Source organism: Clavibacter sp. GW821-FHT01D01, from assembly GCF_059422605.1.
In genome coordinates this window covers 114,137-134,871 of the sequence record NZ_JBWKXC010000005.1, presented here as the reverse complement: position 1 = coordinate 134,871, position 20,735 = coordinate 114,137, and the positions used below count along the sequence as shown (strand labels likewise).

Sequence of the window (20,735 nt, the reverse complement as noted above, 5' to 3'; positions counted from 1 at the left end):
CGAGGCCGCCGGGCGTCGTGCGCCCGGCGCCCCCACCGGTGTACTGATCGTTACAGTAGTGCTTTTGTGTTACGTCGCTGTTACGAGCGTCAGGACGACTTCGTGACGTCCTCGAGGTGGTAGTTGCCGAGCGGCGTCACCTCGAAGCCGTCGATCCGGTCGCTGATCGCGTAGGCGTACGGCGAGTAGTAGAGGTAGGCGAGGAAGGCGGACTCCCCCGTCTTCTCCTGCAGCTGCGCGTACAGCTCGGCGCGCTTCGCGTCGTCGGTCTCCAGCTGGGCCTGCTTGTTGATCGCCACGACCTCGGGGTCGTCGTAGTACGTGAACGCCGAGTGCGAGCCGCCCTCGGGATCCACCGCGAACGAGGTCCACTGGTCGGGGTCCGGGATGTCCATGGTCCAGGCCGACAGCGTCATGTCGAAGTCGGAGTCGAGGCGCGCCTGCTTGTTGGCGGTCGGGTCGAGCTGCGTGATCTCGACCGTGATGCCGAGCTCGGCGAGCTCGGACTGCAGGATCTGCGCCACCGACGTCTGGTTCGGGTCGCCCGAGCGGATGAGGAGCTCCGTGGAAAAGCCGTCCGGCATCGTCGACTGCGCGAGCTCGGCCTTCGCCTTCGCCATGTCGAGCTCCGGGGCCCCCGTGTCGCCGTCGTAGTACGGAGTGCCGGGCGACAGGAGGGAGTCGGCCGTCTCGCCGTTGCCGAACAGCACCGCGTCGACGAGCGAGTCGCGGTCGATCGCGTACGCGATGGCGCGGCGGACGTGCACGTCGTCGAACGGCTTCCGCTGCTGGTTGAAGGCGAGGTAGTCGATCTGCGTTGACGGGAAGGTCACGGCCTCCACGCCCTCGGTGGACCCGAGCGACTCGAAGCTCGACCAGTCGGGGGTGTCGTTGATGTCGATCTGGCCGCCCTGGAGCTGCAGCTTCCGCGTGTTCGCGTCCGGCACGACCGTCCACGTCACGCTGTCGAGCGTCGGCTTGCCGTCCTGCCAGTAGTCGGCGTTCTTGGTGAGCTTCACCGACTGGCCCTTGGTCCAGGAGTCCCAGACGAAGGGTCCCGTGCCGACGGGCGCCTCGTAGAACTCCTCGACCGTCTTGCCGCCGTAGTCGATCGGCACGATGCCGTTGCTGAAGATCGACAGGTCGGCGATGAGCGGCGCCCACGGGTACTTGAGCTTCACGGTGAGGGTCGTGTCGTCGGTGGCCTCGACGGTGTCGATGGCCGCGTTGACGAAGCCCCAGCCGCTCGCGCCCGTCTTCGTGTCCTCGTCGATGGAGAACTTGACGTCCGCGGCGGTCATCTCCTTCCCCGTCGAGAAGGTCACGTCGTCGCGGAGCGCGATCGTGTACGTGAGCTGGTTGTCGGAGATCTCGTAGCCCGTGGCGAGCCACGGGTCGACCTTCGACCCGTCCTGGCTGACCATGAAGAGCGGCTCCATGATCTGCTGCATCACGCGGATGGAGTTGTTGTCGAAGGTGGTGGTCTTGTCCATCGCGATGATGTCGGCGGACCGGGCGATGACGAGGTCGCCTCCGGTCGCGGTGCCGCCGTCGCTCGACGAGCTGCCGCCGCCGCCGCATGCGGCGAGGGCGAGCGTCGCGGTGGTCGCGAGCGCGATGGCCGCGACTCGGACGGGTCTGATCATGGTGGGCCTCACTGTCTCGGGCGTCGCCTGGCCGGCGCACGCGGGTCGGATCCGAGGGCGAGCCGATCGCGGCCGACCTCCGGGGAGGATCCGCCCGCGCTCCACTGCGCTCGTCTCAAAAGTTACAGTAGGGCCTTATCTTTTCGATCTTGTTACGTTTGGAATACATTGGCCGACGTGGATCCCCGCACCGCCGCCGTCCTGCGGCTCCGACCGTTCGATCCGGTGCGCGACGCGCCGGCCCTGCGCTCCTGGCTGCCCGACGAGGCGGCCTTCCGCCTGTTCGCCGGTGAGGACGCGCCGTGGCCGTTCACCGACGAGGTCGCCATGCGGCCCGGGAACCCCGCCGCGCGTGCGTGGACGGCCGTGGCCGTCGCCATGGTCCCGGCGGAGGTCGCCGAGGGGCGGCCGCCGGTGCGCGACGCGGGTGCAGCCGTCGCGGGACCGCCCGTCGGCCACGTCGAGATCGTGCCGGACGGCGACCGCGGTGTCGCCGGCGACCGCGCGGTGCGGCTGGCGCGCATCGTCCTGTCCCCGGAGGTGCGCGGCCGCGGCTGGGGTGCCCGGCTCGTCGAGGCGGCCGTCCACCGGGCGGCGGCCGAGGGCGCCGTCCGCGTCGGGCTGTACGTCGTGCCGGGGAACGCCGCGGCGCTCGGCGCCTACGCGCGCGCGGGGTTCGTCGACCGCGGACGGAACCCGTCGCACCCGTCGTACGTGTGGATGGAGCGCGACCTCCGGGCGGACGCACCGCGCTGACCGGCGCTGGTGGTCCGCCGAGGTCCGCTGCGGGTCGCCGGCGGCGGTCGGCCGCCGGTCAGCGCGCCGTGCGCCGCATCACGCCGCGGGCGCCGCGCCGCATCAGGCCGCGGGCGCCGCCAGGGCCTCGTCGAGCATCTGCTTGAACGCGGGCGTGATGACGGCCGCGTACTGGGGCGTCGTGTGCACGCTGTCGCGCTTCGTGGGGGTGCTGCCGACGAACGACGGGCAGCGCTCCTCCCAGCAGAACAGCGACGACGTGTCGAGGTAGGGGATGCCGAGCGCCGTGGCGGCGTCCTCCTGGGCGCGGTCGCCCACCTTCCAGGCGCCGGGGATGGAGGCCTGGCAGTCGGCCGGCGTCGAGACCTTCGTGGCGCACGTCTCCAGCGGCTGCCCAACGGGCGGCGAGGAGACGAGGACGACCTGGCCCACGTTGTCGCGCACCTTGCCCACCGTACTCTGCACTCCCGCGGACCACTCCGCCACGGCGTCGTCGCCGGTGGCCTTCGAGGCGAGCTTCAGGATCTGGCCGTAGCTGTTGCTGACGAAGAGGATCTCCGGCTGCTCCTCCTGGATCGCCTGCACCGCCTGGTCGCGGAACTCCAGGCAGCCCCCCTTGGTGCTGGTGTCGGGGAACTGCCAGTCGACGTCCATGACGGCGCAGCCGGCGAAGGTGAGGCCGCGGATGTGATGCGTCGCCTCGAACAGCGCGCGGACGGTCGGCAGCAGGGTGATGCCCGTGGAGTCGCCGAGCACCATGATGGTCGGCTTGCGCACGTCGCCGAACGAGCACGAGCGCGGGTTGTCGGCGTCCGTGCGGGCGCAGCCCTGGCTGTCCTCCACGGGCACCGCGGACTTCTCGAGGCCGTCGATCGCCGGGTCGAGGGCGGGCCAGCTGGTCGCGGCGAGGGCGTCGCGGATCTGCCCCTGCAGGGCGCCGAGGTCGCCGGCGGCCACGACGCCGGCATCGACCGGGGCCTCCTCGCCCGTGCTCGCGGCCGGTCCCTTCGCGAGGGACGAGGCCTGGGAGACCTCCTGCTGGCGCACGACGGCGAGGCTGATGAAGGTGACCGTGAGGAGCGCGGCCGTGCCGAGCGCCGCGACCTTCGTGCCGGTGGAGGGCCCGAAGCCCGGGCGGCGGCGCGAGCGGCGCTTCGCGCGGCGGGCGGCGGCGCCGGGCTCCAGCCACTGGGAGCGACGGATCGGGTCCTCGAGGCCGTGGTACGACAGCACGGAGAGGCCGAGGGTCAGCACGAGCACGATCACCGGGTAGCCGATGCCCGCGGTGTCGGAGACCGCCGCGAGGATCACGATCACCGGGAAGTGCCACAGGTACAGCGAGTACGAGATGTCGCCGAGGTAGCGGGAGACGGGGTTGGTCAGCGGCCAGAGGAAGCGCTGGGCCCCGCCGGTGCCGCCCGCGATGACGAGCGCGGCGCCGACGACGGGGATCACGGATCCGGGCGCCGGGATGGGCGAGGCGCTGCTGAGCGCGAAGAGCCCGTACGCGATGACCGCGAGGCCCGACCACGCGAGCACGGGGCGCGCGGCGTCGGGGAGGCGGCGCAGGAGCGGGGTGGCGACGGCGAGCAGCGCGCCGATCCCGAGCTCCCAGGCGCGCGAGAAGGTGGAGAAGTAGGCGACGGCGGCGTTGCCGGCGGTGTCGGCCATCGCCCATGCGAAGGAGCCGACCGTGACGACCAGGAGGATCGCGGTGAGGAAGCCGTGGTAGCGGCCGGCACCCCGGAAGCGCAGCGAGAGCGCGAGGCCGATCGTGAGGAGGATCGGCCAGACGACGTAGAACTGCTCCTCGACGCCCAGCGACCAGTAGTGCTGCACGGGCGAGACCGCGCTGTCGGCGGCCCAGTAGTCGGTGTCGGTGGCGGCGAAGCGCCAGTTGGCGACGAAGAAGAACGCGGCGACGCTGTCCCAGGCGATGGCCGAGGCGCGGCCGGAGAGGAAGACCATCCAGCTCGCGCCGACGGTGACGAGGAGCACGGCGGTCGAGGCGGGGAGGATGCGCTTGACGCGCTTGCGGTAGAACTCCGCGAACGAGATGCGGCCCAGCTTGTCGTGCTGGCGCAGCAGGAGCGACGTGATGATGAAGCCGGAGATCACGAAGAAGACGTCGACGCCGAGGAAGCCGCCGGAGGGCCAGGCCAGCAGGTGGTCGAGGATGACGGCGATGACCGCGAGAGCACGGAGCCCCTGGATGTCGCCGCGGAAGGACCGGGTGCTGGATCCCTCGGGCACGACGGAGGCGGTCCGTCCCGTGCCGCCGGAGGTCGAGGGGCGTGCGCTGGTGGTGGTCATGTCGTCCTCGCGGGTGGGCGGCGTGCGGCGCGCGCGGACGCGACGCCGGCGGGTGGCCGGTGACGGTCGACGAGGGCCGGATGGGCCCCGCGACCGGGTGATTTCCCTGCCCATGGTAATCCAGGGGACATCCCGATGGCGGTCCTGCGGGCGTCGTGCTATGCGTCCGTCGGGCCCCAGTCCGAGGGGCGGACGGGACGTGAGGGATCGGCGCGGCCACGCACCGGGAGTAGGGCGGATGGGACTTGAACCCATGACCGACGGATTATGAGTCCGCTGCTCTGACCAGCTGAGCTACCGCCCCGAGGCGGGAGCTAGGCGGCGCTCGAGCCGTCCGTGAGTCCGCGTGCCTCGTCCGTGACCGGGGAGGCCACGGACTCGCCACGATACAGGCTCTCGAACGTCGAGATCGTGCGCTCGATGTCGTGCGACGCGACCACCGTGAGGCTCTCCCGCTTCATGCGCTGGAGCTCCTCCTCCGGCAGCTCCAGCACGCGGCGGAGCTTCGCGGCGAGGTCGTCGACGTCGCCCGGACGGAACAGGTAGCCGTTCTCGCCGTCGTGCACGAGGTGCGGGAGCGCCATGGCGTCGGCGGCGACGACGGGCAGCGCGGAGGCCATCGCCTCCATGGTGACGATGGACTGGAGCTCCGCGATGCTCGGCATGGCGAGGACCGTGGCGCGCGTGTAGGCGCGCCGCAGCTCCTCGTCGGAGACGTAGCCGGTGAAGGTGGTGCGGTCGGCGATGCCCAGGTCGACCGCGAGCTTCTCGAGCGCGGTCTTCTGGTCGCCGCCGCCGACGATCTCGAGCTCGGCGTGCAGCGACTGCGGCAGGATCGCGAACGCGCGGAGGAGCACGTCGATCTGCTTCTCCCCCGTCACCCGTCCGACGAAGACGATGCGGTTGCGGGTGCGCGGGGAGAAGTCGGGCGTGTAGTTGCCGGCGTCGATGCCGCACGAGATGGCGATGACCCCGCTGAGGCCCGTGTAGCGCTCGAGGAACTGCGCGGCTCGGCGCGTCGGGGTCGTGACGGCCTCGGCGCGCCCGAAGGTGCGGCGCGCGGCCTTCCACGCCATCTGGATGGCCTTGTCCTGCCACGCCACCGGCAGCAGCGTGTGCTGGAGCATGTTCTCCGGCATGAAGTGGTTGGTGCCGATGATGCGGATGCCGCGCTTCTCGGCCTCGATGCTGAGCCCGCGGCCGGTGATGATGTGCGACTGGAAGTGCACGACGTCCGGCTGCACGGCGTCGAGGATCCGGGCGCTGTTCTGGTTGATGCTCCACGGGAGCGCGAACCGCAGCCAGTCGTGCGGGTACCAGCGCCAGCTGCGCAGGCGGTGGGCGGTGACCTCCTGGCCGTCGTGCACCTCGGTCCACGTGCCGTGCCGGCGGTCGGCGGCCGGGGCGACGATGTGCACCTCGTGGCCGCGTCGCACGAGGCCTCCCGCGAGCCGCTCGGCGAACCGGGCGGCCCCGTTCACGTCCGGGGGGAACGTGTCCGCCCCGATGAGGATGCGCAGCGGTCGTCCGGAGGTCGAGGGCTCGCGCGGTGTCGTGTCCGAGGTGTTCGGCAAGAGGTGTCTCTCCAGTGGGTCGGCGTCCGGTGCGCGCCACGGATGTCCGGGTGGCGCGGGCCGGGTGTCGCTCAGCAACGTATCGCACGGTCCCGCGGACGGCCCGGAGGCGCACCGGCGTCCGGCGGGCCGCTCCCGGGGACACGGACGATGCGCGGCGCGGGAAGGTCAGGAGGCGTGCGGGTGGTGCTTGGCGAGCTGGAACACCCCGGCGACGGCGACGCCGCCCGCGACGAGGAAGGCCACCCCGGCGTACAGGGGGGCGTCCGCGGCCTCCCCGAGCACGGTCACGCCGATGCACACGGCGACGAGCGGGTCGACGACCGTGAGGCCCGCGATGACGAGGTCCGGTGGCCCCGAGGAGTAGGCGGTCTGCACGAAGTACGCGCCGAGGAGGGTCGCCGCGACGAGGGCGACGATGCAGACGGCCGTGAGCCCGTCGAAGTCGCCCGTCGTGAGGCGGTTGATGACGACCTTGGCGAGGGTCGCGACGAAGCCGTAGAGCACGCCGGCGCTGATGATGTAGAAGATCGCGCGCACGTGGCGGCGGAAGTAGAGGAACAGCCCCCCGAGGACGACGAGGACGATGCCGAGGATCACGAGGATCGTGATGAGCTCGGGCGTGCGGATCGGGGTCTCCTTCGCGAAGACCGCCGCGAACACCACGAACAGCCCCACCCCGCCGATGCACAGCGCGACCGCGCGCTTGGCCTTCAGGTCGAGGCGCTTGCCGGTCGCGCGGGAGTTGAGGATCGCCGTCACCACGAGCGCCACGGCGCCGAGCGGCTGGACGACGATGAGCGGCGCGAGCCGGAGGCTGGCGAGCTGCAGGACGATGGCGAGCCCGAGCATGACCGTGCCCGCAACCCAGGAGGGCCGGCCGAGCAGGGCGCCGAGCTGGCGGAGGCTGAGGCCCGCCGTGCTCTTCGTGCCGCGCGCCTCCACCTTCGCCACGCCCTGCGACTGAAGCTGCGCGCCGAGGCTGAGGAACACGGCGCCGACCAGCGCGATCGGGATGCCGAGGGCCTGGTAGGGGGTCAACGAGGCGGCCTGGATCACGGGGCTGGCATCGAATGGCACGCCCCGACCCTACCCGGCGGCCCGCCTATCATCGGCAGCATGGCCGTCCTCCCGATCCGGATCACCGGAGACCCCGTCCTGCACGCTCCGGCGCTCCCCGTGGAGGTGTTCGACGACGACCTCCGCGGCCTCGTGGAGGACATGTACGACACGATGGACGAGGCCCCGGGCGTCGGCCTCGCCGCGCCGCAGGTGGGTGTCGCGCTCCGCGTCTTCGTCTACTCGTACGAGACGGACGAGGGCGAGCCGCTGCGCGGCGTGGCCGTGAACCCCGACCTGCTCATCACGCCGGTGCCGGTCCGCGAGGCGGACGAGGACACCGAGGAGGAGGGCTGCCTCTCCTTCCCCGGCGAGCGCTTCCCCCTGGTGCGGGCCGACCGCGCGATCCTCCGGGCGGTAGACCTCGACGGCCGGCCGTTCGAGATCGAGGCGGCCGGTTGGTTCGCCCGCATCCTGCAGCACGAGTTCGACCACCTGGACGGGCTGCTCTACACGGACCGCCTCGCCCACGAGCACCGGAAGCCCGTGGCGAAGGTCATCCGGAAGAGCGGCTGGGGTGTGCCCGGGAGCTCCTGGCTGCCGGGGCGCGACCACCTCGAGGACTGAGGCCGGCCGGGGAGCGTGCGCCGCAGGAAAAGGAAAAAGGCCCCGCGGGTGGAGCCGCGAGGCCTTCGCTCCCCGAGTTGGACTCGAACCAACAACCTGCCGGTTAACAGCCGGCTGCTCTGCCAATTGAGCTATCGAGGATCACGTGGAGCAACCTGGAAAGCGTAGCAAAGAATCCGGGCGCCTCCGATCACCTACCGCCGTCCGGGCGCGTCCGCGGGATCCGGCACGGGCAGGTCGGCCAGGAGCGGAGCACGTCGGAGGCCGGACGCGAGTGCCCCGACGAGCGACGCGAGCACCCCGAGGCCGGCGACCAGGATCGCGACGCGGATACCGCAGGCGGCCGCGAGCAGCCCGCCGAGGCCGGCGCCGACGGGCTGGCCGCCCCAGGCGACCATCCGCGCCGTCGTGTTGACGCGGCCCTGCAGGTGCGCGGGCGTGACGGTCTGGCGGACGACGATGCCGGACAGCGCCACCGTCGAGGCCGCCGCCTGCCAGGCCGCGAGGACGAGCACGGCCAGCGCGAGGGAGTCGACCAGGGCCCAGGCGGCCGTGAGCGCCGTCTGCGCGACCAGGGCGCCGATCACCACGACGCCGACGCCCAGCCGCCGCTGGACCGGACCGAGCGCACGCGAGGCCGCGAGGGTGCCCACGGCCGCGGCGGCGGCCAGCACGCCGAGGGCGGGGCCGTCCGCGGGCTCGTGCAGGCCGCGCGCGATCATCACGACCATCGTCCCGGTCACCGCTCCCCCGGTCAGGCTGCTGCCGAAGCCGAGGAGCGTGAGGTCGCGGACGAGCGGTGAGCGCCGGATGTGGCGCAGCCCCTCGAGCACCTCGGCACCGAGGCGGCGCCCGGTCGGCAGCGCGGGTCGCGGGACCGGCGTCCACCGCAGCCGCGCGAGCAGCAGTGCCGAGACGGCGTAGCTGAGGGCGTCGAGCGCGAGGACCGCGGGCGCGCCGAGCCCGGAGACGGCGCCGGCGCCCGTGAGCGGCCCGGCGATGCCGATCACCGTGTAGACGGTCGTCATGGTGGTGGTCGCGGCCCCGACGCGGTCGCGGCCCGCCAGCGCGGGGACGGCCGAGAAGCTGGCCGCGTCGAAGAAGACGAAGAGCGACGACACGACCGCCGCGACGCCGACGAGGAGCGCCGGGTGCGGGGTCCCGCCGAGGGCGGCGAGCGGGACCGCGGCGGTCGCCGCGGCGCTCAGCCAGGTGGTGGCGAGCATCGTCCGGCGCGCGTCCCAGCCGTCGACGAGCGCGCCGACCGGCAGGGCGAGCACGAGGTACGGGAGCGCCTCCATCATCGCGACGAGGCCGAGCAGGGCCGCGTCCCCCGTGGTCGTGTAGGCGAGCACGGGGAGGGCCACGGCCGTGAGCGCGTTGCCCGCCCAGGAGACGCCGCGCGAGAGCACGAAGGTGCGCATGGCGCCGGCTGCGCGTCCGGCGGCCGCACCGCCCGGGGCCGCCGCGTCAGCCATGCAGCAGCGACTCCAGGGCGACGACCCCGTCGACCGCGCGGGATCCGATGAAGTCGGTGGAGGGCAGCGCCAGCATGCGCCCGTCGCGCACCGCCGCCACGCCCGGGAGCCGGGCCTCGAGGTCGGCGCGCACGGTGTCCCGCTCGGCGTCGGTGGAGTACAGGTAGACGATCGTCCCCGGGTCCCGGCGGGCGACGTCCTCCACGCTCACCTCCGCGTAGTACTGGTCGGCCGGGAGCGCGTCCTCGTAGACGTCGCGGCCCCCCGCGCGGGCGACGACGTCGCTGTAGAGGCCGCGGGCGTCGGCGTAGACCGCGCCGTCGAAGACCTGCAGGACCGCGAGGTCGACGGGGTCCACGCCGCGCACCCGCTCGTCGACCGCGGCGAGACGGGCGCGCTGGTCGGCGACGGCGTCCGCGGCGGCGCGCTCCGCGCCGAGGAGCGTGCCCAGGGCCGTGAGGTCGTCGGCGGCGTCGTCCACGTGCCCGGTGGTGACCTGGCCGTGGCAGAACGAGCTGATGACGTAGACGCGGATCCCGAGGGCCGCCAGGTCGTCGATGGTGGGCAGCTCCGTGCCGTCGAAGTGGTACTCGCCGTCCGCGACGATGAGGTCGGGGTGGGCGGCGAGCAGGGTCTCGCGGTCGACGGCGCCCGTGGCGAGGACGGGCACGCGGTCGAAGGCGTCGCGGTACGCGTCGAGCGGCGGCGACTGGTCCGTGAAGGCCTGCCCGACGAGGCGGTCGTCCGCGCCGAGCTGCAGCAGCATCTCGGTCACGGCCGGCCAGAGCGACACGATGCGCTCGGGCCCCTTCGGGAAGGAGAGGGTCCGGTCGCAGCTCTCCACGGAGACGGGGCCGGAGGAGGCGGCCGCGGTGAGCGCGCCCGCGTCGGCGCCGTCGGCCGCGCAGCCCGCGAGGAGCAGGGCGGCGGCGGTGGCGAGGGCGGTGGCGGTCGCCCGGCGCGGGGACCGGCGGCGGCGCCCGGCGGGTGCGGGTGCGGGCCGCGGGGGCGAGGCGGGGGCGAGGGGGCTCATGGGCGTCCGTCCGGGTTCGAGGTGGGCTGGGGCGAGCTGAAGAACAGGTGGCGGCGACCGGAGACGGGGTGCTCCCCGAGGTGCGCGTCGACGCCGAACACGTCGCGGATGAGGCGCGGCTGCAGCACCTCGTCGGGCGTGCCGCCGGCGACGATGCGGCCGCCCTGCACGACGTGGATCCGGTCGCAGTACGCGGCCGCGAGGTTGAGGTCGTGCAGGGCGACGACCACCGTGACGCCGAGGCCCGCGACGAGGTCGAGGAGCTCGAGCTGGGTCGCCACGTCGAGGTGGTTGGTGGGCTCGTCGAGCACGAGGATGCGGGGGCGCTGCGCGAGCGCCGCCGCGAGCATCACCCGCTGGCGCTCACCGCCGGAGAGGGAGCGGACGGACCGCTCCGCGAGGGCCGTCGCGCCCGTCCGCGCGAGGCAGGCGTCGACCAGGTCGCGATCCTCGGCCGTGTCGCGATCGAGCGCCCCCTTGTGCGGGGTGAGCCCGGTGGCGACGACCTCGCGGACGTCGAGCGCGCCGTCGTCGCCGTGGTCCTGCGTGAGCGCGGCGACGATGCGCGCGGAGTCCCGGGGCCGCATGCCGCGGAGGTCCCGCTCGCCGAGCAGCACCCGGCCGTGCGTGACGGGCAACGCGCGGTACAGGGCCTTGAGGAGCGTCGACTTCCCGCTGCCGTTGGGTCCGACGAGCCCCACGAGCTCGCCGTCGCGTGCCTCGAGCGTCGCCTGGGCGACCGGGGTGGCACGGCCGATGCGGACGGAGACGTCCTCGATCGCGAGCCTCATCGCGCGCGCCCGCCGTCGGCCCGGAGGAGCACCGCGAGGAACACGGGCACGCCCACGAGCGCGGTGACGATGGACAGCGGCAGCTCGCGGGGCGCCGTCAGGGTACGGCCCGCGAGGTCGGCGAGCACGAGGAACAGACCGCCGACGAGCGCGGCGAGCGGGAGGAGCCGCCGGTGCGCGGGCCCGACGACGAGCCGCACCAGGTGCGGGGCGATGAGGCCGACGAACCCGACGCCGCCCGCGACGGAGACCGCGGCGGCGGTGAGGAGCGCCGAGACGACGAACAGGATCGTCCGGGCCCGCGAGAGGTCGACCCCGAGGGAGGCGGCGCGGTCGTCGCCGAGCAGCAGCGCGTCCAGGGTCCGGCCCGCGGCGAGGAGGCCCACGAGACCCGCGGCCAGGGCGGCCGCGGGCAGGGCGAGCGAGGACCAGGAGGCGCCGGAGACGCTGCCGAGGAGCCAGAACAGCACGCCCGCGATCTGGTCGGGCGAGGCCTGCAGCTGCAGCCAGCTGGTGAGCGCCTGGAGCAGCGAGGAGATCGAGACGCCCACGAGGACGAGGCGCGCCGGATCCACCCGGCCGCCGCGCCGCCCGAGCGCCAGCACGAGGGCGAGGGTCCCGATCGCGCCGGCGAAGGCTGCTCCCGTCACCCCGAGGGTCGCGAGGAGGCCCGCGGCGGACGCGCCCACGACGAGCGCGGCGACGGCCCCGAGCGAGGCGCCCGAGGCGATCCCGAGCACGAAGGGATCCGCGAGCGGGTTCCGGATGAGCGTCTGCAGGACGGTGCCGGCGAGCGCGAGCGCCGCTCCCGTCACGAGCGCCAGCAGCACGCGCGGCGCCCGGTACTCCCAGACGATCTGGTCGTCGATCGGATCGACGCCGGTGTCAGCGAGCGGCGTGCCGAGCACGTGGTGGAGCACGACCTGGAGCACGTGCGGCGGCGACACGGAGACGGCGCCGACGCCCATCGCGACGGCGAGCACGAGCGGCGCCGAGAGTACGAGGGCGGGCACGAGGATGCGCCGCACCCGGCGGGCGCGGCGCACCGGGCCGCTGGTCCGGACGGCGGACGGCTCCGGGGCGGCAGGCGGCGCGGCGGCGAAGGCCCGGTCGGCGGCGGACGGGTCCGGAATCGGGGTCGGGCTCGGGCTCGGGGGCGGGGCGGAGGTGGCGGGCATGGCTGCTCTCTGTCGGGTGCGGGAGGTGGTGGCGGGCGGTGGTTGCGGTGGTGGGCGGTGGGCGCCGGCGGGTGCCGGACGCGCCGGGTCAGTGGGGCAGCGGGACGGGTCGCGGCGGGCGGAGCGGGGCGGGCGCCGGCCCGCCGAGGAACGGCAGCGCGTGGGGCGCGTTCGAGCGGAGCCCCGGGACCACGACGCGCGTGACGTGCAGCCCCGCGCGCCGGACCTCCGGCAGGGTCACGTCGACCGCGAGCACCTCGCGCCCCGCGGCGCGCAGGGTCGCGACGAGCTCGGGCAGGCGCGCGGGCCCGTCCCAGCGGTCGGTCACGTCCGCGAGCTCCCGGCGGCCCGTGATGGACCGGTCGAGCTCGTCGAGGAACGCCGCCTGGAGCACGGGGTCGAGGTGCAGCTGCAGGTGGCAGCCGTAGTCGACGACGTCCGCCAGGTCCGGCCGGTAGGAGAGCCGGTAGGCGCGGTCGGCGCGCCAGGGCTTCAGCGGGCTCCCCGGGAGCCGGGCCGCGGCCATGTACGGACCCGCGGGATCGTCGAGGTCGGCCTGGAAGAGCTGCAGCTGGAGCGCCTCCCCCAGCGCCTTGCGGGCGGCGCGCACCGGCCGGCCGCCGCCGGCCATGCCCAGGGTGAGGTACCCGGTGCGGGCGTCGCGGAGGAGCGCGCCGATCACGGGTGGTCCCGCCTCGGACGGGAGCAGGAGCCACCGGCAGGACAGGGCGTCGGCGGGCCCGCGGGCGAGGTCGTGCAGCGTCCGGGGGACGACGAGCTCCTCGAAGCCCGCGCCGTCCGTCCACGCGCGGGTCATGGCCTCCCGCTCGAGCACCTCGCAGAGGCCGCCCCAGCGCGCCTCCGCGACCGAGCGGCCGGTCGCGAGGCCGGCCTGCATGATCGGGTGGACGGCGGGCGGCACGAGGAGCGCGTGCGCGACCCACACGAGCGACGCCGGCACGAGCACGGGATCCCCGCTCCCCGCCCGACCGGGCTGCGTGCCGAGGCGCTCCCCCTCGGCCCAGTCGACGACGGTGCTCGCGTCGAGCGGCACGACCGGCAGTCGGCCGCCCGCGTGCTGCGCGGCGGAGTAGAGCGCGAGCGCGGCGGGATCCAGCACCGGACGGCCCTCCGCGCGGAGGTCGTCCGCTGAGGCCCGGGCGAGGCCCGCCGGCACGAGGTTGCCGCAGTACCGCTCGACGGCCTCGCCGACGGCCGCGCCGAGGACCGCGTCCGGGTCGGCGAACGCGTGCCCCGCGCCCGAGGCGTCGGACGCCCAGCCGCAGGAGGCGGCGGAGTCGGCGAGCACGGCGTGGGCGAGCGCGAAGGCGGGCGGGAAGTGCGCGGGCGTCGCGCGCGGCTCGATGCGGCGGACGATCCCGGTGCGGGCGTCGACGAGGGCGGCGTGCGTCACCGGGGCGGCGGGGTGGGGGTGCATCGGGCCTCTCATGCCAGGGGGATCGGGTCGGGGACGAGGTCGTCGGCGGAGGCGGGGACGCGGTCGAACCCGAGCCGTCGCGGCACGTCGAGGTAGCGGTCGGACCCGCGCAGCGGGTACGCGGGCGGCCCGTTCCCCACGAGCCCCGGCACCACGACGCGCACGACCTCGAGCCCGGTGAGCCGGACGTCGGGCGTCGTGAGGTCGACCGAGACGGCGCGCAGGCCGAGCCGGGCGAGCGCCTCGAGGTGCACGGGCATCGCCCCGTCGGCGTCGATGCGCGGCAGGCGGTCGAGCGATGCGGTGGCCGTCGCGCGGAGCCGGTCGAGGTGCCCGCCGTTCATCCGCGGATCGAGGTGCAGCTGCGCGACCGGCGGCAGGTCGGTGAGGCGCGAGTACCCGGGACCGACGTCGTCGAGGTAGCGCCGATCCGCCCGGTACGGCAGGAAGACGTGCTCCTCGATGCCGCCCGCGCGGACCGCCCGCCATACCTCGCTCGCGGGGTCGACGAGCTGGCGCGTGAGCTGGAGCAGCCCGAGCGCCTCCACGAGCGCCTTCGTCGCGGCGTGCTCGGGGGTGCTCCGGCAGGCGCTCCCGAAGGCCACCAGCCGGGACCCGTCGGGATGCTCCTCCTCGAGGAACGCGGCGACCACGGGTGCGGGCGACTCGGACGGCACCTCGAGGAGCCGGATCCGCACGGGCGGCGTCGCGGGGTCCTCCGCCCAGCCGAGCGCTCCCGTGATCCGGCCGCCGTCGTCGAGCGCGCGCGTGGATGCGCCGCTCGCCCACCAGACGGCGCACGCGTCGCGCTCCCACAGCTCCTCGAGCGCGTTCCGCTCGGCCATGTGCCGGTCCGTGCCGGCCGCGATGCCCGAGTAGGCCAGCGAGTGGCGCGGGACCTCGTGGGCGCGGGGGCCGTGCACGAAGTCGAGCCAGGCGAGCGACGCGGGCACGAGGACGGGGCCGCCGTCGTGCAGGTCGGTGCCGTCCGCCCAGAGCACATCGTCGTGGCGCGTGAAGGGGCGGAACGGGAAGCCGGGAGCCGCGTGCTGTCCGGGCGAGTACAGCGCGAGGTCGTCGGGGTCCACGGCGCGCAGGCCGCGGGCGGTGAGCGAGGCGTGGGATCCGCGCGTCAGCCGCTCGGGCACCGCGTTGCCGCAGTACCGCTCGACGGCCTCGCCGCACGCCGCCAGCCGTGCCGGGACCGGGTCCCCCGCCGACGCCCCGAAGCCGAAGCCGTCGGCCCGCCACGGCGCGAACCTGTCGGCGCGGGACACGGTGGCGCCGTGCCCCACCCAGGCGAACGGCAGCCGGGGGTCGGCCGGCTGGCGCGCGAGGGAGGTGACGAGGCCCGTGCGGGCGTCGACGAGGTCGTGGACGCTCACGACGCCGCTCCCTCGGCGGGCGGCGCGTCCTCGTGCTCCGTCGCCGGGTGGGTCCCGCCGGTGCTGACGTCGTCGGCGTGGGGCGCGGCCCCCGCTCCGATCGGCAGCACGAGCACGAGCGGCGTCGCCGCCTCGACGCGCACGGCCTGCCGCACCGGCGCCTGCCGTGGGGAGGCGTACCGGTCGTGGGGAGGTCCGCCGAGGTTGCGCGCGAGCCGCGGGGCGTCGGCGCCCGCGAGCTCCACGACGAGCCGGGTGCCGGGCGCGAGGAGCGCGGCCACGGAACCCAGGGGGATGGTGAGCCGGAGACCGGCGTGCGGGCCGGTCGCGGTCGTCTCCCCCACCGCGAGCTCCTGCTCGGCGCCGTCGGGCTCCTGGGCGATCAGGCGCGCGACCCAGTCCACGCCGGGTGCGTCCGACGCGGACGTCAGCTCCACCGACGCGTCCCCGGTGAGCCGCAGCGGCGCGGCGAGCGGGAGCGTGCGGGCCCGGACGGCGTCGGGCCGCAGGGCGAGGGCGCGCCGATCGACGCCCGGGTGGCGGGAGGGGCGCGGGTCGCGCGGGTCGTGGACGAAGTCGAGCACCCCGCCCGCGCTCCACGCCACGCGCGTCGCCGCGTGCGGGGGCGGCCAGTCGACGTGCCGCTCCCAGCCGGCGTGGCGCACGTGCACGTCGGCGCGACGGGGCGGGAGGGAGTCGGCCAGGGCGTCGCCGATCCACTCGACGAGCATCCGGCCCCAGGTGACGACGGCATCGTCGCCGTGGTCGAGGTCGCCGACGCGGCCGGAGGAGCTCGCGACGAGGTCGTGCTCCCACGGCCCCACGAGGAGGTGCGACGGCGTGCCGGGCACGGCGGATCCCGCGACGCGGTGGTGCTCGAGGGTCTCGGCCAGCAGCAGGTCGTGCCAGCCGCCCACGTGCAGCGTCGCGGCGGGGAGGCCGGCCAGCTCGGCGGGCGTGATCTCCTCCCCCGTGCGGGCGGCCGCCCCGTCCTCCACGATCCCGGCCCAGGACGGCAGGTGCGCGCCCATCTCGCGCGGCAGGTCGAGGACGGGGAGGTGGCGGAGGAGGCCGGGCCGCTCGCGGAAGACGCGCGCGGCGAGTCCGTCGCGGCTCGTGCGGGCGTCGCCGCGTTCGAGCCACCAGGACGCGTGCTCGGCCAGGCGGAGGATCCCGCCGCCGCCGAACTTCGTGCGCGCGAGCGACATCGACGGCCCGAGCGACACGACCGCGCACACGGCATCGGGGCGCTCCACCGCCATCGCCCAGGCGGTGGACCCGGCGTAGGAACCGCCGTACGCGATGACGCGGCCGTCGCTCCAGGGCTGGGCGGTGATCCAGTCGACGAGGGCGGCGCCGTCCTCGCGCTCCCCGCGATACGGGGCCCAGCTGCCGTCGGAGTCGTGGCGTCCGCGGACGTCCTGCACCACGTAGGCGAGGCCGCGCTCGCGCCAGCCGCGTCCCTCGGCCAGGTGCGCGGACCGCCCGTAGGGGGTGCGCGTCACCACGCACGGCACGCGGCCGATCCCGTCGGGATCGCCCGCGCCCTCGGGCACGTGCGCGTCGAGCACGAGCGCGCAGCCGTCGGACGCGATCAGCGGCAGCCCGGCGACGGTGCCGCGGCTCACCGCGCGCCCTCGACGGGCGCGGGCGCGGCGGAGCCGGGTGCCGGAGCGGGCGGCTCGGCCAGGTCCACCGGCAGGGGGAGGACGGGGTGGCGCTCGACGAGCCCGGTGGCCAGCTCGATGGTGTGCTCGTGGCGGATGCCCGGATGCGCGCCGCCCGCGAGGTGCGCCGCCAGCTCGTCGAGGACGATCCCCGCGGCGATGGCGGCCGCTCCCGTCCCGACGCCGTGCCACGCGTGGGCGGGTGCACGGCCCGTGGCCGCGCGAGCGTCCGCCTCGGCCCACAGCCGGTCGAGCTCCTCCACCACCCGGTGCGCGGCGCGACGGCGCCCGCGGTAGTCGGCGTAGGTCACGGCGCCGTCCCCGCCCGCCGCCTGCAGCGGGCCGACGACGAGGAGGGAGCCCTCCTGGTGCACCCGGTGCCAGGGCAGCGCGGTGCGGGCGAGCGCCCGGCCGGCGGCGCTCCACGCTGCGTCGGGCTGCTCGGGGGCGATGGACACGAGGCCGCAGGCGCCGACGCGGGCGCACGCCTCCGCGAGGTGGGGTGCGGCGGGGACGCCGTCGCGGCCGACCGCGACGGCGCGACCGCCGAGCAGGGCGTGCAGGGCGTCCGCCACGGGACCGTCCCCGTGGACCGCGACGGGTGCCGTGCCGGGCAGGGGCCGCGCCGCCTCGACCACCGCGGGGACGACCGCGCCCCGCTCCCGCAGCAGGCGCACGAGCGGCTCGGCGGGGTCCGGGGCGGAGCCCGGATCGGCGGCCTCGCGCACCCCATCCCCGTCGAGACGGGCGACGACCGCCGCGATGAGGTCGTCGGGTCCGCTCACGCGGTGGAACTCGCGGTCGGGGGTGACGTGCCGCCAGTCGTCGGCGGCGACGCGGTACAGCAGGTGGTGCGGGGCGAGGCGGAGCATCGGGTCTCACGTTCGGGTGGGCGGCCGTCGGGCCGGGCGGCGGATGCGGGAGGTCGTCCCGGCCGGCGCGCGGTGCGCGCCGGCCGGCTTCCCTCTCCTAGTGCTGGAGAGCGAAGGGGTTGTGGACGAGGGCGTTCGTGCCCGGTCCCTGCGGCGCGCTCAGCACGTCGTCGCCCGCGATGGCCTCGACGGCGAACGGGTTGTGGACGAGGGCGTTCGTGCCCGGTCCCTGCGGCGCGCTCAGCACGTCGTCGCCGGCAATCCTGGTGATGGAGACGTCGATCATGTCGGCATCCTTCCTCTCATTGTCGAGAACGGTTCTCAACACGGAGGACTCTAGGCGGCGAGCAGCGGAGACGGATCGCCTGTCCACAGGTACCGTCGGCGCATGGGGATGTTCGAGGTCGTGCAGGCGCGGCCCCACGACGTGGACCGGCTATGGGCGCTGCTCGACGAGGACCACCGCGAGCGCGCCTCGACGCCCCGGCCGCCCGCCGCGTCGCGCCCTGGGCCCGGCCGCGCGACGGATCCCGATCCCGTCGACGCCGTCGTCGTCGGACCGCCGCCCGGCCTTCCCTCGCCCGGCGACGCCCTGCCGCTGCTCGAGGCCCGGCGCGACCGCATCGTGGCGCTGGTGACCGACCCCGGGCGGCCCGTGCTGCTCGCCTACTCCGGGATCCGCGCGGTCGGCTTCGCGCTCATGGACCGCAACGGCGTCCGCGGTCGCGTGTTCACCGCGGCGGGCTGGCGCGGGCTGGGAGTCGAGGAGGAGATCCGGGAGGCCGCGGCGATGCTGCTGCGGTGAGCCGCTGCCCCGTCGCCTGGCCAGCCGGTCGCCGCGCTGAGCGCTGAGCGACGACCTCCCTGATCCGCGACGTGGGACGCGGCGCCGTGCGGGGCCTAGGCGACCGGCAGCAGGTAGGTCGGGCTCGGCACGGCGATGACGTCCGGCGCTCCGGTCGGCAGACCGGACGCGGGATCGAGCCGGAACGAGGCGACCGTGCCGGACCCCTGGTTCGCCACGTGCAGGCGGTCGTCGACGAGCACGTGGTGCCGGGGCACGGCGCCGCCGCAGTCGAAGTCGGCGAGGGGGGCCAGCGCACCGTCCGGCGAGATGGCGACCACGGCGATCCGCTCGGACCCGCGGAGGCCGACGTAGGCGCGGAGCCCGTCGGCGGACACCTGCACCTCGGCCGCGGAGTCGCGCGCGTCCGGCACCGCGGCGCACGGGGTGGAGGCGGCGATGCGCCAGCTGCGGCCCGCGCCCTCCAGCGCGTGCAGCGTGCCGTCGAGCTCGCCCACGACGAGCACGCGGCCGGAGGCGAGCAGCGCCAGGTGGCGCGGGCCCGTGCCGGGCGGCATGACGACGGCGGCGACCCGGTCGAGGCGGCCGTCGCGCAGGGCGTGCACGTGCACGGTGTCGGTGCCGAGGTCGGCGCTGAGGACGGTGCCGTCGCCCACGTGGAGGGTGCTGTGGGCATGCGCGCCGTCCTGCTGCGGACGGGGCCCCGACCCCTCCGCGGTGAGGAGCTGGACCGCGTCGCCGATGGCGCCGTCCGGCTGGATCGGGTGGACGGCGACCGTGCCGTCGCCGTAGTGCGAGGTGAGGAGCAGGCCGTCGACGAGGTGGAGGTGGCAGGGCCCCGAGCCGCCGCTCGGCTGCCCGCCCGCCCACTGCAGCGAACCGCCAGGCGCGCGCCGGAAGGCCTCCACGCGGCCCGCGGCCTCGCCCACCGCGTAGACCATGTCGTCGTGCGCGAGGAGGAAGGAGGGCGACGGCGTCTCGACCGCGGTGCCCACGACCGCGAGCGCTCCGGTGATGGCGTCGAGCGCGAGGCCGGTGATGCCGATGCCCGATCCCCCGCTGTCGGCGGTGTAGCCGCCCGCCCAGATCGAGACCTCGGGTACGGCGGCTTCCTCGGGCGTCATCACGTCGCTCACCCTACGGGGCGCGTGCGACATGCCGGGCGGCGGCGGGCGAGGGTCAGTACCCCGAGGACGGCTCCACGATGCCGACGAAGTCGCCGGTGCGCACGAACGCCTCCGTGTTGAGGCGGATCCGCTCGGCCAGCAGCGGACGCACCATGTCGGGGGTGTCCGCGGTGTGCGGCGTCACGATGCACCGCGGCTCGGAGAACAGCGGGTGGCCGTCGGGGAGCGGCTCGGGCGAGGTGACGTCGAGGCCGGCGCCGTGGATGCCGCCCGTCCGGAGCGCCTCCAGCAGCGCGTCGGAGTCGACGAGCGCTCCGCGGGCGATGTTCACGAGCACGGCCGTGTCCTTCATCCGCTCCAGCTGGGCGGCGCCGATGAGGCGCGCGGTGTCGTCGGTGCTGGCCGCGGCGAGCATGACCACGTCGGCGTCCGCGAGCACCTCGTCGAGCCGGTCGGCGGTGACCGTGCGGTCGGCGCCCTCGACCGGGTCGCCGCTGCGCCGGACGACCGTGACCGTGCAGTCGAACGGCGCCAGCAGCCGGATGTACTCCAGCGCGATGCCGCCCGCCCCGACCACCACGACCTCGGAGCCGTACAGCGACAGGCCGCTCGAGGAGCCCCAGGAGGTGGCTCGGGCGCGCTCCGGGAGCTGCCGCAGGGTCGCGAGCGTCAGCGCGAGCGCGTGCTCGGCGACGGGCTCGGAGTACGCGCCCTTCGCGCTCGTCCACACGAGGTCGGGTCGGTCGCACTCGCGGAGCGTGTCCGCGAACGCGTCGACGCCGGCGAAGGGCAGCTGCACCCACTGCACCTGCGGATTCGCGGCGAGCGTGTCGGTGAGCTCGGCGGCGCGCCGGATGGAGAGCCAGACGATGCCGCGCGTGTCGGGCGAGAGCTCGGCCACCTCCCCGCCGCCCGCGCGCACGGCCTCGACGTACGCCTCCTCCGTGCGGGGCAGCATCGCCACGGGGCCGGGCGTCGGCCGCGCG

18 protein-coding genes and 2 tRNA genes are annotated in these 20,735 nt (G+C 75.2%); 3 read left to right on the top strand and 17 right to left on the bottom strand.

The window, feature by feature from the left end; all coding sequences use genetic code 11:
• Positions 1-89: 89 nt before the first annotated feature.
• Positions 90-1,646, bottom strand: a complete 1,557-nt coding sequence (locus tag AC07VC_RS08915) for an ABC transporter substrate-binding protein (protein WP_494675814.1) — start codon at positions 1,644-1,646, stop codon at positions 90-92.
• Positions 1,647-1,823: 177 nt separating this feature from the next.
• Between AC07VC_RS08915 and AC07VC_RS08910 the strand changes: the two genes are divergently transcribed.
• Positions 1,824-2,402, top strand: a complete 579-nt coding sequence (locus AC07VC_RS08910) for a GNAT family N-acetyltransferase (protein WP_494675813.1) — start codon at positions 1,824-1,826, stop codon at positions 2,400-2,402.
• A gap of 102 nt (positions 2,403-2,504) precedes the next feature.
• Here AC07VC_RS08910 and AC07VC_RS08905 read toward each other — a convergent pair whose 3' ends face one another.
• The 4 genes from AC07VC_RS08905 to AC07VC_RS08890 form a co-directional block, all read right to left on the bottom strand.
• A complete protein-coding gene (locus tag AC07VC_RS08905; protein WP_494675812.1) occupies positions 2,505-4,715 on the bottom strand; it encodes an acyltransferase family protein in 2,211 nt (736 codons plus the stop codon).
• A gap of 230 nt (positions 4,716-4,945) precedes the next feature.
• Positions 4,946-5,019: transfer RNA gene (locus AC07VC_RS08900), tRNA-Ile, on the bottom strand.
• Between the two features lie 10 nt (positions 5,020-5,029).
• Positions 5,030-6,289: a glycosyltransferase gene (locus tag AC07VC_RS08895; protein ID WP_494675811.1), complete on the bottom strand. Its 1,260-nt coding sequence runs from the start codon at positions 6,287-6,289 to the stop codon at positions 5,030-5,032.
• A 168-nt stretch (positions 6,290-6,457) separates the two neighbouring features.
• Positions 6,458-7,369, bottom strand: coding sequence for a DMT family transporter (locus tag AC07VC_RS08890; protein ID WP_317230109.1), 912 nt, complete (start codon positions 7,367-7,369; stop codon positions 6,458-6,460).
• A gap of 39 nt (positions 7,370-7,408) precedes the next feature.
• On the opposite strand from AC07VC_RS08890, the gene def reads away from it, so the two are divergent.
• Positions 7,409-7,975, top strand: a complete 567-nt coding sequence (def, locus tag AC07VC_RS08885) for a peptide deformylase (protein ID WP_494675810.1) — start codon at positions 7,409-7,411, stop codon at positions 7,973-7,975.
• Positions 7,976-8,043: 68 nt separating this feature from the next.
• On the opposite strand, the gene AC07VC_RS08880 is transcribed toward def, so the two are convergent.
• From AC07VC_RS08880 to AC07VC_RS08835, 10 genes are all read right to left on the bottom strand, one after another.
• Positions 8,044-8,116, bottom strand: a tRNA-Asn gene (locus AC07VC_RS08880).
• Positions 8,117-8,169: 53 nt separating this feature from the next.
• Positions 8,170-9,453 (bottom strand): MFS transporter, encoded by a 1,284-nt coding sequence (locus tag AC07VC_RS08875; RefSeq protein ID WP_494675809.1) that lies wholly within the window; start codon positions 9,451-9,453, stop codon positions 8,170-8,172.
• Positions 9,446-10,486, bottom strand: a complete 1,041-nt coding sequence (locus AC07VC_RS08870) for an ABC transporter substrate-binding protein (RefSeq protein WP_494675808.1) — start codon at positions 10,484-10,486, stop codon at positions 9,446-9,448. Before AC07VC_RS08870 ends, AC07VC_RS08875 begins: the two co-directional genes overlap by 8 nt.
• Positions 10,483-11,277: an ABC transporter ATP-binding protein gene (locus tag AC07VC_RS08865; protein ID WP_317230113.1), complete on the bottom strand. Its 795-nt coding sequence runs from the start codon at positions 11,275-11,277 to the stop codon at positions 10,483-10,485. Before AC07VC_RS08865 ends, AC07VC_RS08870 begins: the two co-directional genes overlap by 4 nt.
• The gene (locus AC07VC_RS08860; RefSeq protein WP_494675807.1) at positions 11,274-12,455 is read right to left on the bottom strand and encodes a FecCD family ABC transporter permease; all 1,182 of its coding nucleotides are present in this window, start codon (positions 12,453-12,455) and stop codon (positions 11,274-11,276) included. Before AC07VC_RS08860 ends, AC07VC_RS08865 begins: the two co-directional genes overlap by 4 nt.
• Before the next feature lie 88 nt (positions 12,456-12,543).
• Complete coding sequence (locus tag AC07VC_RS08855; protein WP_494675806.1) at positions 12,544-13,893, bottom strand: YcaO-like family protein; 1,350 nt, start codon at positions 13,891-13,893, stop codon at positions 12,544-12,546.
• An 8-nt stretch (positions 13,894-13,901) separates the two neighbouring features.
• Positions 13,902-15,278: a YcaO-like family protein gene (locus AC07VC_RS08850; protein ID WP_494675805.1), complete on the bottom strand. Its 1,377-nt coding sequence runs from the start codon at positions 15,276-15,278 to the stop codon at positions 13,902-13,904.
• Positions 15,275-16,906 (bottom strand): CocE/NonD family hydrolase, encoded by a 1,632-nt coding sequence (locus AC07VC_RS08845; protein ID WP_494675804.1) that lies wholly within the window; start codon positions 16,904-16,906, stop codon positions 15,275-15,277. The genes AC07VC_RS08850 and AC07VC_RS08845 overlap by 4 nt, the downstream gene beginning before the upstream one ends.
• Positions 16,903-17,817 carry a hypothetical protein gene (locus AC07VC_RS08840; protein WP_494675803.1) on the bottom strand — a complete coding sequence of 305 codons (915 nt, stop codon included), beginning with the start codon at positions 17,815-17,817 and terminating at the stop codon, positions 16,903-16,905. The genes AC07VC_RS08845 and AC07VC_RS08840 overlap by 4 nt, the downstream gene beginning before the upstream one ends.
• Positions 17,818-17,914: 97 nt before the next feature.
• Positions 17,915-18,103, bottom strand: coding sequence for a streptamidine-related RiPP repeat protein (locus AC07VC_RS08835; protein ID WP_094115796.1), 189 nt, complete (start codon positions 18,101-18,103; stop codon positions 17,915-17,917).
• Positions 18,104-18,205: 102 nt separating this feature from the next.
• On the opposite strand from AC07VC_RS08835, the gene AC07VC_RS08830 reads away from it, so the two are divergent.
• Entirely contained in the window at positions 18,206-18,622 is a 417-nt protein-coding gene (locus AC07VC_RS08830; RefSeq protein ID WP_494675802.1) for a hypothetical protein, read from the top strand.
• Between the two features lie 95 nt (positions 18,623-18,717).
• On the opposite strand, the gene AC07VC_RS08825 is transcribed toward AC07VC_RS08830, so the two are convergent.
• Both AC07VC_RS08825 and AC07VC_RS08820 read right to left on the bottom strand, forming a co-directional pair.
• A complete protein-coding gene (locus tag AC07VC_RS08825) occupies positions 18,718-19,746 on the bottom strand; it encodes a lactonase family protein (protein WP_494676565.1) in 1,029 nt (342 codons plus the stop codon).
• Positions 19,747-19,801: 55 nt separating this feature from the next.
• A complete protein-coding gene (locus AC07VC_RS08820) occupies positions 19,802-20,707 on the bottom strand; it encodes a D-isomer specific 2-hydroxyacid dehydrogenase family protein (RefSeq protein WP_494676564.1) in 906 nt (301 codons plus the stop codon).
• Between the last annotated feature and the right edge of the window lie 28 nt (positions 20,708-20,735).

Bases quoted from the DNA above. Each gene is read 5' to 3' on its own strand.
- AC07VC_RS08915 (WP_494675814.1), bottom strand. From the start codon at position 1,646: ATGATCAGACCCGTCCGAGTCGCGGCCATCGCGCTCGCGACCACCGCG.
- AC07VC_RS08905 (WP_494675812.1), bottom strand. From the start codon at position 4,715: ATGACCACCACCAGCGCACGCCCCTCGACCTCCGGCGGCACGGGACGG.
- def (WP_494675810.1), top strand. From the start codon at position 7,409: ATGGCCGTCCTCCCGATCCGGATCACCGGAGACCCCGTCCTGCACGCT.
- AC07VC_RS08875 (WP_494675809.1), bottom strand. From the start codon at position 9,453: ATGGCTGACGCGGCGGCCCCGGGCGGTGCGGCCGCCGGACGCGCAGCC.
- AC07VC_RS08870 (WP_494675808.1), bottom strand. From the start codon at position 10,486: ATGAGCCCCCTCGCCCCCGCCTCGCCCCCGCGGCCCGCACCCGCACCC.
- AC07VC_RS08865 (WP_317230113.1), bottom strand. From the start codon at position 11,277: ATGAGGCTCGCGATCGAGGACGTCTCCGTCCGCATCGGCCGTGCCACC.
- AC07VC_RS08860 (WP_494675807.1), bottom strand. From the start codon at position 12,455: ATGCCCGCCACCTCCGCCCCGCCCCCGAGCCCGAGCCCGACCCCGATT.
- AC07VC_RS08855 (WP_494675806.1), bottom strand. From the start codon at position 13,893: ATGCACCCCCACCCCGCCGCCCCGGTGACGCACGCCGCCCTCGTCGAC.
- AC07VC_RS08840 (WP_494675803.1), bottom strand. From the start codon at position 17,817: ATGCTCCGCCTCGCCCCGCACCACCTGCTGTACCGCGTCGCCGCCGAC.
- AC07VC_RS08835 (WP_094115796.1), bottom strand. From the start codon at position 18,103: ATGATCGACGTCTCCATCACCAGGATTGCCGGCGACGACGTGCTGAGC.
- AC07VC_RS08830 (WP_494675802.1), top strand. From the start codon at position 18,206: ATGGGGATGTTCGAGGTCGTGCAGGCGCGGCCCCACGACGTGGACCGG.
- AC07VC_RS08825 (WP_494676565.1), bottom strand. From the start codon at position 19,746: ATGACGCCCGAGGAAGCCGCCGTACCCGAGGTCTCGATCTGGGCGGGC.
- AC07VC_RS08820 (WP_494676564.1), bottom strand. From the start codon at position 20,707: ATGCTGCCCCGCACGGAGGAGGCGTACGTCGAGGCCGTGCGCGCGGGC.